Below are 14,295 nucleotides of genomic sequence, written 5' to 3'. Positions count from 1 at the left end.
TTCAGTTAAAAAGTTCTTTGTTATAAAGAGCAAATTTTTGCTAATCCTTAAAAATTTCTTTTTAGGATGATTTTTTTCAATACAAAGTTATTCAGTATATCGTCACGACTGAGGATAGCGTGAATAACGCGCATAAATGAGATAACAACGAGGTAAATATGTCAAATGTATCACTACGCAACGTCTGTAAATCTTACGGCGATGTTCACATATCCAAAGATATTAATTTAGAAATTAACGAAGGTGAATTTGTCGTTTTTGTTGGTCCATCTGGTTGTGGCAAATCCACTCTGTTACGCATGATTGCAGGCTTAGAAGACATTACCTCTGGTGAATTATATATTGGCGACACCTTAATGAATGATGTACCACCTTCTAAACGTGGTGTGGGTATGGTATTCCAATCTTATGCTCTTTATCCTCACTTAGATGTTGCAGAAAACATGTGTTTTGGTCTAAAACTTGCGGGCATCAATAAAACAGTACGCGATCAAAAAGTAAACCAAGTCGCCGAAATTCTACAACTAGCGCATTTATTAGATCGTAAACCCAAAGCCCTTTCTGGCGGTCAACGTCAACGTGTGGCGATTGGTCGTACATTAGTTTCACAACCTGAAGTATTCCTACTCGATGAACCTTTATCAAATCTCGATGCAGCTTTACGTGTCCAAATGCGAGTAGAAATTTCTAAATTGCATAAAAAATTAAACCGCACAATGATTTATGTCACCCATGATCAAATTGAAGCAATGACTTTAGCAGACAAAATCGTAGTATTAAAAGCGGGTGGTATTGCCCAAGTCGGTAAACCCTTAGAACTATATCATTACCCTGCAAACCGCTTTGTGGCAGGTTTTATTGGTTCACCCAAAATGAATTTCCTTCCCGTTAGAGTAACCGCAGTCGAAAAAGAACGCGTACAAATTGAATTGCCAGATGCAAATCATCATAACTTCTGGATTCCTGTGGCAGGTGATGGTGTAAAAGTTGGTGATAACTTATCACTTGGTATTCGCCCTGAACATTTAATTCCATCAGATAAAGCAGAAGTCACCTTACGCGGTATTGTTCAAGTAGTAGAACTACTTGGCAACGAAACCCAAATTCATCTTGAAATTCCAGAAATTAAACAGCCTACTTTAGTGTATCGTCAAAATGACATTGTGCTCGCTAAAGAAGAACAAATCATGGATATCGGCATTGTGCCTGAGCGCTGCCACTTATTTAAAGAAGATGGCACTGCTTGCCAACGTTTATTTAGAGAAATTGGCGTTTAATATTCTTGCCGAGCCTGTAACGCTGGGAACAACACAATGACAAGGATTTTTGGTGTTTATTGTATTACCAAGCACCATTAGCTCTAACAATATCAATAAGATATTGAACAATCATATTTATTTGGTAAAAAGAGGTCAGTTATGAATAGTAAAAAGACACTACTTGCCTTAGCAGTAACAGGCGCATTATTTGCAACACAAGCTGTTGCAGTTGATTTCCATGGCTATGCACGTTCAGGTATTGGTTGGACATCAGGTGGTGGTGAACAAAGTGCATTCAAAGCAACTGGTGCACCAGCAAAATATCGTTTAGGTAATGAAAACGAAACTTATGCAGAATTCAAATTAGGTCAAGAACTATTTAAAGATAGTGAAAAGACGATTTATTTAGATTCTAACGTCGCTTACGGCGGAATCTTACAACAAAATGACTGGGAAGATACAGCGCCAGCATTACGTGAAATTAATGTTCAATTTAAAAACTTCGCTGATAGCTTACCGGGCGCGACATTATGGGCAGGTAAACGTTTCTATCAACGCCATGATGTCCATATGAACGATTTCTACTACTGGGATATTTCGGGTCCTGGTGCTGGGGTAGAAAATATTGATCTTGGCTTTGGTAAACTCTCTTTAGCAATAACACGCAACACTGAAGGTAATGGTGCATATAGCTGGCGATATGATACTGTAACAAAAAAATACGTTCGCTCAGATAAAGACCAAAAAGTATACAATGATGTTTTTGACATCCGTTTAGCGGGCATCAAAACCAATCAAGATGGTTCTTTAGAACTTGGTTTTGACTATGCTAATGCACACGTTAAAGATGGTTTCACTTTTGAAGATGATGCAACTAAAAATGGTTTCATGTTAACCGCCGAACATACTCAAGGTAACTTTTTTGGTGGATTTAATAAATTCACTGTTCAATTTGCTAAAGATTCAATGGCAGCAGATTGGAACGTAGGTCATGCAAAAGGCAGTTTAACGAATAACCGCGGAAAAATGCTTCGTTTAATCAATCAAGGTGTTGTTCAATTGAGTGATAAAGTCGAAGTCATGCATGCACTCATTTTCCAAAAAACGGATCTTGATAATAAACAAGGAAATACTTGGTACTCCGCAGGTATTCGCCCAATGTATAAATGGAATAATACGATGAGTACCTTAATGGAATTAGGTTATGACCGTGTTAAAGATCAAGCTACAGGTAAGAAAAACGACCTCACTAAAGTGACTCTTGCTCAACAATGGCAAGCTGGTAGCAGCATTTGGGCACGTCCAGCAATTCGTGTCTTTGGTACTTACGCACACTGGAATGATAAATTTGGTGATCGCGTAACCGATCCACACAAATTTGGTAAAGCCAAAGATGGTGAGTTCATCTACGGCGTTCAATTTGAAGCTTGGTGGTAATCGCCACATTGGTTAAATAAAACCTAAAAAAGATGGCATAGGGAAGTTCCTTGTGCCATCGACTAATCTAATTTAATTCGTTGATTGCGAGGTTAATATGAAAAAAATCTTATTTGCGACCGCACTTTTGGTTACAGCAAGTTTCAGTTATGCCAATCCTGTTCATATTAATTCACAAGCACTTTCACAACTGCAATGGCAAGATGTGCCTTATTCACAATCAGTAAAAACTCAATTATCAACACAACAAAACCAAGCCTTTACCACGCATTTTGCAGGTACAGAAAGTCCTGTTGCGGCTTATCGTATCCCTGCAAATCAAGGCACATTGACGATTGAAATCACCAGTCCGGTAATAGATAAACAACTATTTGTGCCAAGTGCGGTCATTTTAGATGGGAAATTCAATATTGCCGCCACTTATCCTTCTTCTACTTTCACATTCCAAGAAGAACGCGGTTTAAAACCAAATCGCTTAGAAGCTGAATTAAGTTTAACGCCAGTAGCTGGACAAGATTATATTTATTTACTGATCTATACAACTGCACAAGATTTAAGCAAAACTACGATGATGCCACATCCTGCTAAAGTGTTTGCTAAAGCGACAGGAAAACAACCACCCGCCATTCCTGATATTGAAGTTACACATAGTCGTCAAGGTGAGATTATCGTCAACGTCACTCATTCACAAGGTACACAATTTATTGGCTTACCCAACACATTATTTGAGAAAAAACCAGCAACGCCAGTAGGTAAAGTACAACCAATTATGCCGCCAGCTCAAGCGGTGACAACGCCAGTAGATAAAGAGACCGAAGCCTATTTTAATCAAGCAGTGAAAAACGCGTTAAAACAAAATGATATTAATCGCGCATTGAATTTAGTTAATGAAGCAGAAAAACTCGGTTTGACCGCCCCACGCAAGATTTTCTTACAACAAGTTTCCTCTAAATAAAAATCATATAAATGTCTTTTTCATTATGAGTTTTCGCCACAGTTATCTGTGGCTTTTTTTATTCACGCTACCCAACTAGTCACAAAAACATTAGAATGATTTTATTTAAGTGATTATTGTTTAAGGAACGAAAAATGCACCTCATACAATCCCTCACCAATACGGCAAAAAACTTGACAGGCAAGTATCCTTTAGCTGTGTTATTTGTTTTAGTCAGCACTTCATGTATTCCTTTTATCCAAGATGACAACATTTCCTCTTATGCCATCTTGATTCTATTATTGCCGATTTATTTTTCGACAGCATTAATGTTGCAAAAAGTCAAATATGCTCATTGGATCACAATAAGTTACACCATTGTAATCACCTTAGCTTTTTATTTTGCTGAACGTGATATTTATGATAACCATGCCTATTGGGGATTATTGCTTATCCACTTTTTGCTATTTATTACTTATCCACTTGCGAAAGATAATCAACACTTTATCTACGATACAATATCTCGTTTTGCACAACTTATTCTGTCTATTGCCGTTGCATGCATTATTTGTCTTTCTGTACTACTCATTTTTACCAGCATTGAATATCTATTTAATCTAAATATTTTGACATCCTATGTAGTACCTAAAACGATTCTATTTACCACTTTTTTCTTCACGCCCATTTTATTTCTTATTTTTGAACAACGTTTAGCAAATAATTTCCAAAATGAACGTTTTCACTATGTCATTGAACTGGTGATTAACTTTATTTTCTCACCTGTTGTCATCATTTATACCTTCCTTGTGTATCTTTATTTAGCGAAAATTCTCCTTCATTTTGAGTTACCACAAGGCGGAGTAGCCTACATCATTATGCCTTACATCGCGCTAGGTCTATTGTGCAATGCGCTACGTTTATTATTAACTGAACCTAAATGGACATGGTTCTATCGCTATTTCAGCTATCTTTCTATTGCACCATTGATTTTACTGTGGTTAGGTATCAACGAACGTATTACCACTTATGGCCTAACTGAAACAAGAGTCTTCTTAGTCATGATTGCCAGCGTCATTACGTTGTTTGTCTTATGCTGCATGAGCCAGCGATGGTTACAATATCGCTTATTTACACTAACCACTTGTGCCGTTATTTTCGCTGGTATGATACTTACCTCACCTTATCAGCTAGCCCAACAAAATCAACTTGCGCGCTTTGAACGACTGTTAACCGAACTTAATGTTCTCGATAAAAATGAGAAAATTAGCACCCAAATTTTTGAGAAAAATTTTGCGAAACAGCTAAGCAGTGAGCAAGCTGCAAAATACAAACTATTAGATGATATTATTGAGCGTTATATTAAAACTAACCCACAGGCAATCACGAAATATGGTAAAGAAAATCTTGATTTCTTATCTGGTTTTTACTACAACCAAATTGTCTACAATAATAATTACCAAGATAAATATGCTTCTATTAGCTTTTATGCTTATGACGCAAACAGAAACTATAAACAAGCCATTGATATTCAGCCTTATCAAAAACTCTATCTGATCAACAGTTATATTGATACAAAAACACAAGATGAAGTATCAGAACAAGATAAATCTCAATTATTCCAACGTCACTTTGCGTTTATCGATGAAGATTCTGGTTATCAATATAACTTCAGTGAAAGTTACTTTGCAGAGGTATTTAAGTCAGCAGGATTAGACATTCACCAAAAATACCAACAAGAGGAATTGCTTCCTTTAGCTGAAAAACTTACTAAAGTGCCAACGGAAGAAGGCGGGCTATTAATTTTCCGTGATATTGATTTTAAATACGAAATACATGGTGATATCAAAGGCTATGTTTATCAAGGCGGCTATATCGAATTCTACCTCGCCCCTTAACAACACGAAAAAGTGCGGTCAGTTTTGACGAGTTTTTTGCATTCAGACAAGCTGCACTTTCTCTTCCTATTCTCGCAAGTATCCAAACTCGCATCTAACCTAAAAAAAGCGGTATGTCAAAATTTACTCAAAACATACCGCACTTTTTATCTAATCAGGTCCAATCTTCATAACTTTGATAGTGCTCATCTCTGACGTACTTTAACGAAAAAATGAAAAACGCACTCGTATAAACACGAGCGCGAACTCAATCGACGATATAACATCATCTTACACAAAAAACGGTCAATTCCTCAAAGTGTAAAACTTTTTCAAAATTGACCGCACTTTTATCTCGCTAAGTCCATTCTTCATAGCCATCTTCCCAAATCCATACTGCACCTGCTGGGGCATATACATGCCACCATATATTATCAATATCATATTCCATTTCATTTTCATCATAATGATCTGGCCAAGCTTGACAAAATAAATCAATCTGTTCTTCAATCGACCCTTCGAGGAATTTGCCTTTAGTCGCTAACTTGAGTTCCCCTGTTTTCATTAAATCTGTCATCAATTCTAAAAACATTTCTTTGATTTCAGGTTTATCTCTTATATCTCCATAACACACCTGAAAACTAGCAAATAAACCATCTAACGCAAGCCCCCTATTGTTTTCAACTACTCTCTTATATTGCGCTTCTGACATTTTTTCTAACATATATTTCTCCTCAATCTATTGAAATTTTAGCTCAAATTGTTCTTTATCCCATAACCTAGCATTATCAGATTGTTTTTTAATATTAATATCAATCGTCCACCTAGCTTTACTTTCAGTATCAGAATTTGAAAAATTTCTTAAATTAATACTAGCGCCTTTCAATTTTCCTTCTGTAGGTTGTATAACATCCCTTGATCGCCAGAAATAGAGGTCTTATTCGGCATTATCCGTACATCTAGTAATTTATCTACCCCTGCAATTTTTTTGCCGCCTTTGATAGCGCTCATCTCTGACGAGTGTTTTAACAACAAATGAAAAACGCACTCGTGTAAACACGAGCGCGAACTCAATCGACGATATAACATCATCTTACACAAAGAAAGGGGCAATTCCTCAAAGTGTAAAACTTTTTCAAAATTGACCGCACTTTTATCTCGCTAAGTCCAATCTTCATAACCATCTTCCCAAATCCACACTGCGCCTGCTGGCGCATAAGTAATCCACCATAAATGATCAATATCATATTCCAATTCCTTATCATCATAATGATCTGGCCAGGCTTGGCGAAATAAATCAATCTGTTCTTCAATCGACCCTTCGAGGAATTTGCCTCGTATTGCAAATTTCAATTCGCCGTCATGCATTAATTCTGCAACAAAAGAAAGAAATAATTCTTTTGTTTCATCTGAATCTTTTACTGAACCAAAATAATCTTCAAATTCCGCTAATAATGCGAAAAGAGGTAATCCTTTAGATTTTTCCAATATTTTCTTTTTCATATTAGGATTCATATTCCTTCTCCACTATAGTTATTGAAACTTTAACTCTATTGATTTTCCCCCTTTGATAGCGCTCATCTCTGACGAGTGTTTTAACAACAAATGAAAAACGCACTCGTGTAAACACAAGCGCGAACTCAATCGACGATATAACATCATCTTACACAAAAAAACGGTCAATTCCTCAAAGCGTAAAACTTTTTCAAAATTAACCGCACTTTTATCTCGCTAAGTCCATTCTTCATAGCCATCTTCGCAAATCCACACTGCGCCTGCAGGGGCATAAGTAATCCACCATGTATTATCAATATCATATTCCATTTCATTTTCATCATAATGATCTGGCCAAGCTTGGCGAAATAAATCAATCTGTTCTTCAATCGACCCTTCGAGGAATTTACCGTTAGTCGCTAACTTGAGTTCCCCTGTTTTCATTAAATCTGCCATCAATTCTAAAAACATTTCTTTGATTTCAGGTTTATCTCTTATATCTCCATAACACACCTGAAAACTGGAAAACATACCAATTAATGTAAGTCCTCGATTATTTTCAATCACTCGTTTATATTGTGTTTCTGACATTTTTTCTAACATATATTTCTCCTCAATCTATTGAAATTTTAGTTCAAATTGTTCTTTATCCCATAACCTAGCATTATCAGATTGTTTTTTAATATTAATATCAATCGTCCACCTAGCTTTACTTTCAGTATCAGAATTTGAAAAATTTCTTAAATTAATACTAGCGCCTTTCAATTTTCCTTCTGTAGGTTGTATAACATATAACATCCCTTGATCGCCAGAAATAGAGGTCTTATTCGGCATTATCCGTACATCTGGTAATTTATCTACCCCTGCAATTTGTTTTGCCAATTCAAAAATTTGTGTTGTATTTAGTCCTTGATAGACTGAGGCAAATCGGCTCACTTCTTGAACAGGTGTAAACACTTTACCATCCATTGTTAAAACCAAATCTTTATGTTTGAAATCAGGTTTATTAATTTGGTGAGTCAAGCTTTCAACACGTAACTCATGTAACTTTTGCTGGCTTGGTAGGTAAATTTTATTAATCTTTATTTTAGTAAGTGCTTGGCTATTATTTTTAGCTTTACCCATATTTAATGCAAATGCAGCAAGATATTCTACATTTAACTTACGCGATGCAGCTTTTTTAGCCTGCTCATCCGAAAAACCAAACGCTTTAAAACTTTCTATATAACCATTATAAATATTTCTTAATGCTACTGAATCAGCATCTGTATAAGACAATAAATCCGTTATATCCACATAACCTGGCTGATGTTCTCTAGGATGATAGATTGTCAATGGAATATAACTTTTTAATGCAGCAAATGCTTTACTACGTTCAATTGAACAAGCCTCACTAGATACATTTTCACAAGCAGCAATTAATCGGTTATTCGATTCCAAATCTTCAATAGCCAATACAAATAATCTTGTTTGTTCTTCATCAGATAACTCGCGTTTGCCCGATTCATAAATTAATCGTTGTTTTTCTCTTTCTTTCTCTGAAGTAAGATAATTATTTTTTACTGCAATTGTTGCAGTATCAACAGTCATATTTACATCTGCATTAGTTAATGCAGCGATACTCCCAACGATCAATTTTGTTTTATTTAAAATAGAACGCTTTTCATCGAAAGTTAACTCACTTGCACCATTGGCTTTCAATATTTGGTTACCAAGAATTTCTGCAACAATCTCCCCAACAGCTGCCCCCATTGCCCCATCAGAGCAACGTCCTTTTTGCGCGCTTGCAGCTGCACAACTTGTGACAGCGTGAGCGAGTTTATGCGCGACTTGGCGATACCAAACTTGCTCATTACCCACTGTAATTCCCTTAATATGCTGGGCAAGCTCTCCGTGTAAAGTTTGCGCCAAAGCAGCGATAATTGAGCTTTCTAAACTGTCTGACAAACTGTCACCGTTAATCGCAGTATGTACCACAGCGGATGTACCAGCATTAATCAAACTCTCGGTTAAACGATCGCTAAATTGGCTAGCTTCTGTTACTTCTGCTAACCCCACCGCACCTAATACTTGATGAGCAACGCCGGCTGTCACAACTGAAGTGGCTAAATTTTTCACTGTGCGACTACGACCTAAATCTTTTAAAGCGCGTCCTACATCGCCTTTATTGTTGACCACAGCAATCGCTGCTTGACTGGCTAAGGAAGCTACTGCTGCATTTGCCATTGCTGCAGAAACCGTCCCTTTCGCAGCGCCAATTAACGCAGCACCGGCCCCTGCTGCACCAGCCCCAGCCGTGACAACAGCAACAGCAATTGCAATCAATGCCGCTGCGGCACCAGTTAAGCCCTCATGCTCATATTCCCATTTATCATAAGCTAGCGCTACTTGGTTCCAGTTTACATTTCCATTGCTTTTTAGTTCTTTTAAGTATGCATATTCAGGTTTTTGAATCAATTTTTCTAATTCAGTTTTTAAATCGCCCTCTGGAATATCAGCAATAATGCCATTTGGTGCATCAAAAATTGGTTTTTCACCTTTAAAAGAAGGTAAAATCAAGCTTTCTACTAATTCACCTTTTCCTGCCATTTTTTGCCAGACTAATGAACTTGATTCATAAGTTTCTTCAGTTTGAATCGTAGTTTTAATCCCTTTTAGAATTAATTTGGCATTTTCACGCGCTTTTTCACCAACACCAACGCGAATTTTTGCGCCAGTTAAGGTATTCTCAAACTGAGTACCCTGTAATAAAGTATCCCAACCCGAAGTTAAATTTGTACTCTGTGCTACTAAACGAGAAGGTAATGCCGTTTTCATTGACTGGGTACTAGAACGATCTGACTTGTTATAACGAATACCTAAAAATTTAGACCGTTTATGACTTTCTAGTTTGTTATAGTGAATTTCATCTACAGCATATAAATTCAGCCCTTGTCCTGCCGTGATGTCAATTGTGCCTTTTGGTGCATCAAATAAAGTAGCATAAGCATTCAAATTACCACCAGCCTGAATATCAATTCCTTTTGCTGCTGCTAAAATTGTTGGATCTGCTTTAGCATGGCGGTGTTCTTTAATTTCAGTAACATACTTACGTTTATACCATTTACCCGTTTTATAACTGTGCTTATCATAAGTATAAAGTTCGCCTTGCCCTGATGTTAAATCAATATCTTGGTAAGCTTGTAAATTGATTTTTCCTTCATCAGAAGAAAGGTGAGAAGCACCAATTGTTAACATACCATTTTGTGCTGTAGTGGAAATATTGACTCCTGCTTTGCCACTAATAACCGTTGGGTTATTAAAAATTCCATAGGCATAGTGATTGCCACCACCATATTCATAGGAATCAAATACACCATTAATATTAATCGAAGTTAAAGGAGAGTTTTCTTGTTGTGGTAATAAGCCTACTGCATGAATATTAATCGTTTGATCTGCATTTAATTTTGCACCTTCAATATTAATCCCTTGCTCAGAAAAAATATTGATATTTTTGCCTATTAGTTCTGCAAAAGAATATTCTTGTCCATAAAGGTGCTTATCCATCAACCATAACATTTTTTCCAATGCTATTTTACTTTGATATAAAGGTAGCCAAAAATCATAAAATCTCTTTAAACGATTTTTCGCTAAATTAATTTCATGCTCCATGTCTTCCAATGTAATGTTACTTGGATCATATTGAGGAAATAATTCAGAGATAACCTCTTCTCCACCAACAAGAAAAAGTTGCTTAATATCACCAACATCTTCAACTGCGCTTAATAAATTTTCTGAATGTATATAAATAGGCTCTTGCTCTAATAGATTTAACTTATTAGATATCTTAGTAATTTCCACTAAGATATCTTTTTTTCTTTCCTTTAATTTATCAGATAAAACTTCTGAAAAAATAAATCTACCACCATTTATAAATAGAGAATCTTTATTAGATATTAATGAAATATCTCCATTAGTATTTAACTTAGCAGAATTAATTTCTATTTTAGATGCTAATAATTTTATTTCATTTTTTGCATTCAAAAAAACTGAATATTCAAATGATTTATTATTCTTATTCTCAAACAAAGTATCTAATTGAATCTTGCCATTTTGACTACGTAAGAAAAGATCATTATCTGCGCTTACTGAAGTATCATTTGCTAAATGAATATCATTTTTACTTAATAATGATACATTGCCTTTACCACTGGTTAACTGGCTTTCTGTAATCTCAATATTGGCTTTACTATTTAGCAATACTCCCGTACCTACGTTTTTATCTGTTTGTTGCACCTTAGTATTAGCTAGTTTTACTTTACCTGACGCGCTTAAAATGACCTGATTTTTACCTTCAATCTTGCCCTTAGTGGATACAATATCTTGATTTTTACCCACTGTTTCTAATACTAAAATAGATTTGTCACTATCGTGCTGAGCAAGCATATCCCCCACATTTTCAATTCGCCCTGAGGAAGTAACAACCAATCGATTATTTGCTTTTAATTGCCCAGAGTTTTTAACTCCCACACCATTTTCATTCGCAATTAAATGAATACTGTTAGCATAAATTCCTCCAAGCTCAGCAATATCAATAGCTACCTCAGATGTTGATGTTCCCTCTCTTTTTTCTAACACTTGACCAGAAACATAATCTACTTTTTGATTACCTGTTGAAATACCAATTTGATTAGCCTGCAATGCCCCCTGTACTTCTACAGCTCGAGCAAGAATTTCGGTGTAATCTGTTTCGCGGTTATCAAAACCTTTGCTACCAATAGAAACTGTACCTTGCTGCATATCAATTGCTTGTACAGCACCATTTTTGACTTCAATCTGCCCTGTTGTTAAAGTAGAACGCCCAACATTTTTAAAGCCACCACCATTAACCTGAATACCCGATGGATTAGCAATAATCACATCAGCTTTATCACCAATCACACTGACTATGCCTTCTAATTTACTTGGGCTATTAGAACGCACTTCATTTAAAATAACTTTGGCTGTACCTTTGGCTAAATGTGGATTACTCGTACGATGGTTATTTAAAGTTGCACCATGTGTATCCACATCAAATTGCGTATAACGGTTATGACTTAAACCATTAGCATTCGGTGTTTGAATATTAATTAATGGATTGCCTTGTCCATCTTTTAAAATAATAGGTTGTTGATTTTGTGGTGCTTGATTATCCGCAATAATATTGGCATAACTGGGAACAATGGATTGAAAGAGAAAACTGGTAATAAGACAAGTCGTTTTGAGTTGGTGGGAAAAAGAGCAATTGAGTTGTGATTTTTTTCTCACATAACATTGTGGTTTACGCTTTTGTACATTTTTATTACCAGTATGATTTAATTTACTCATGCCAATATCTCCTTAATCATTAAAATAAATTAATAACGATAACTTAAATTCAACCCATAAGTAGTTGTTGCTGTACGGAAATCTGTTGGTTTATCGCAAGGTTTTGCCAAAGAAAATTGATATTGTAATTGCCCATTGAATAACAAAAAATGTCCAGCAACACCAATAACTGCACCAACTAATTTTTGTTCAGGCAGTCCTTGCGTACTACGCCCAGATACACGCCCAACATCAACACCAAAATAAATACGATGATGATCTAAATAATGCCAATTAACGTTATTTTGCCAATACCAACCTTTTTCACCAGCTAAACTACGTTCACCATCAAATCCTCTGACAGTATAACGCCCGCCAATAGACAATTTATCCTGTGGAATTAATGGTGTTTTATTCCATTGCAACGCTAAACTACTGTCTAGCGAAAAAGGTTGTTTAAACAATTGAAAAGGGATGGCAATATCTAATGCTGCATTAATTATCTTCATACGGGAGGTGCCTGGAATAGCATCATGTTCATCATTAAATTCTTCTGGGGCGGGTTGACTATTAAATAGCCCTGTACCACGTTTATAACTCACATTAGCATTAATTATTGCTCTACCTAATTGCATATGATGAGCTAAATTAGCTTCCCAACCGCCCATTTGTCTGCGCTGTACTTCAATTTCTGCGTCATCAATATATTTATACATTCTTAAACGCCATAACTTCATGCCTAAAGTCGTTTTATGTTGTTTATGACGAAAAATCAGACGGCTTAAATTCATATTAGTATTATAGGTTTTACCACTATAATCGTAGTTAATATAATAACCTTCAGTGGCTTCATTATAGGTATGATAACTATGATTAATTGACCATAACCAATAACCAAATGGCACTGAATAATGCAGGCTATAACCTTGTGTACCACTGTCTGTTTTTTTACCAAAACGATCAACATAACTGACTTTATGATGACCTAAGTCTTGGTTATATGCTGCATAAACAAGATCGTTCATCCCAAGTAAGTTATTAAGTTGTAAGCTAATATTGCCTTGGTATTTTCCCGTGGTTTTACTTCCCGCATCATTTATTCCTAAGGTTAAAAACCAACTTTTTGATTGAGAACGCTCAACAATGACATTGCTTTCTCCCAGCATATCAGTAGCAGGTTCAATCCGAATAGTCGCTTCTACGCCAGATAAACGGCGTAAATTTTCAAGCCCTTGCTCTAGCTCAGATAAAGTCAGAATCTTTTGTCGATTCACGGGAAAAGTCGCATATTGACCTAATGTATTTAATTGTGCACCGTTTTGATTAAATTTAAGTTTACTAATATAACCTGGCTCTATTGAAAAACGCAGCGTACCTGTTGTTAAATCTTGTGGTGTAATATAAAGCTGGGTAGTGACAAGCCCTTCATCAATCACTATATTTTGTGCCAATGTTTGCAAATATTGAATGGATTGAGTACCAAGACACATACCAGATTTAAATTGGGATTTTTTAATTATTTTATTTAATAGAAAAGAAAATTGATCGGCTTTCTCTCCCACAAGATTAAATTGCTGAATAGCAAAACAAGGAGTCTCATGTTGCCCTAATTGAAATATTTCTTGTTTGCTATCTATTTGTGACAGATAAATATCCTGTGTCTTCGATAAGACTTGCTCAAGTTGTTTTTGTTGTTGCTGAATACGAATAGATTCGGCTTGTAAATTGTCAGCAAGAGAAAAATTAGAATAGAGAATGAATAATAAAGGAAAAGTTATTTTTGTAGGAGGTTTAAACAAAAGCATTTCTTATACCATACACAAAGGATTTGTTTATTATTTATAATTCTACAAAAAGTTATAGCTTTTTATTTATACAAAAACAAGAGTTTAAAACTATTTTTAATCAAATTGTGATCGATATCTAATTTCTACAATAACTACAATTATTTTATATTTTATAAAAATAAACC

The 14,295-nt window shown here is 35.6% G+C and carries 9 protein-coding genes; 4 read left to right on the top strand and 5 right to left on the bottom strand.

Going from position 1 to position 14,295, the window contains the following annotated elements; genetic code table 11:
* Nucleotides 1-158: 158 nt before the first annotated feature.
* The 4 genes from malK (at nucleotide 159) to ACFSAV_RS00150 (ending at nucleotide 5,525) form a co-directional block, all read left to right on the top strand.
* The gene (gene malK, locus ACFSAV_RS00165; RefSeq protein ID WP_379094803.1) at nucleotides 159-1,277 is read left to right on the top strand and encodes a maltose/maltodextrin ABC transporter ATP-binding protein MalK; all 1,119 of its coding nucleotides are present in this window, start codon (nucleotides 159-161) and stop codon (nucleotides 1,275-1,277) included.
* A 141-nt stretch (nucleotides 1,278-1,418) separates the two neighbouring features.
* On the top strand, nucleotides 1,419-2,696 hold the full coding sequence (locus tag ACFSAV_RS00160) for a maltoporin (RefSeq protein WP_379094800.1): 1,278 nt from the start codon (nucleotides 1,419-1,421) through the stop codon (nucleotides 2,694-2,696).
* Between the two features lie 97 nt (nucleotides 2,697-2,793).
* Entirely contained in the window at nucleotides 2,794-3,651 is an 858-nt protein-coding gene (gene malM / locus ACFSAV_RS00155; RefSeq protein ID WP_379094797.1) for a maltose operon protein MalM, read from the top strand.
* A gap of 134 nt (nucleotides 3,652-3,785) precedes the next feature.
* Nucleotides 3,786-5,525 carry a DUF4153 domain-containing protein gene (locus ACFSAV_RS00150; protein ID WP_379094794.1) on the top strand — a complete coding sequence of 580 codons (1,740 nt, stop codon included), beginning with the start codon at nucleotides 3,786-3,788 and terminating at the stop codon, nucleotides 5,523-5,525.
* A 337-nt stretch (nucleotides 5,526-5,862) separates the two neighbouring features.
* Here ACFSAV_RS00150 and ACFSAV_RS00145 read toward each other — a convergent pair whose 3' ends face one another.
* From ACFSAV_RS00145 to ACFSAV_RS00125, 5 genes are all read right to left on the bottom strand, one after another.
* Nucleotides 5,863-6,228 carry a DUF596 domain-containing protein gene (locus ACFSAV_RS00145; protein WP_379094791.1) on the bottom strand — a complete coding sequence of 122 codons (366 nt, stop codon included), beginning with the start codon at nucleotides 6,226-6,228 and terminating at the stop codon, nucleotides 5,863-5,865.
* Nucleotides 6,229-6,665: 437 nt separating this feature from the next.
* Nucleotides 6,666-7,007, bottom strand: a complete 342-nt coding sequence (locus ACFSAV_RS00140; protein ID WP_250269308.1) for a DUF596 domain-containing protein — start codon at nucleotides 7,005-7,007, stop codon at nucleotides 6,666-6,668.
* 228 nt (nucleotides 7,008-7,235) lie between these two features.
* Nucleotides 7,236-7,601, bottom strand: coding sequence for a DUF596 domain-containing protein (locus ACFSAV_RS00135; protein WP_096743519.1), 366 nt, complete (start codon nucleotides 7,599-7,601; stop codon nucleotides 7,236-7,238).
* A 15-nt stretch (nucleotides 7,602-7,616) separates the two neighbouring features.
* Complete coding sequence (locus ACFSAV_RS00130; RefSeq protein ID WP_379094787.1) at nucleotides 7,617-12,344, bottom strand: two-partner secretion domain-containing protein; 4,728 nt, start codon at nucleotides 12,342-12,344, stop codon at nucleotides 7,617-7,619.
* A gap of 29 nt (nucleotides 12,345-12,373) precedes the next feature.
* The gene (locus ACFSAV_RS00125; RefSeq protein ID WP_379094784.1) at nucleotides 12,374-14,128 is read right to left on the bottom strand and encodes a ShlB/FhaC/HecB family hemolysin secretion/activation protein; all 1,755 of its coding nucleotides are present in this window, start codon (nucleotides 14,126-14,128) and stop codon (nucleotides 12,374-12,376) included.
* Between the last annotated feature and the right edge of the window lie 167 nt (nucleotides 14,129-14,295).

It is taken from the genome of Pasteurella oralis (assembly GCF_042681465.1).
Lineage (GTDB): Bacteria > Pseudomonadota > Gammaproteobacteria > Enterobacterales > Pasteurellaceae > Pasteurella > Pasteurella oralis.
The sequence above is the reverse complement of the archived record's forward strand: the minus strand, read 5'-3'. Positions and strand labels throughout refer to the sequence as shown.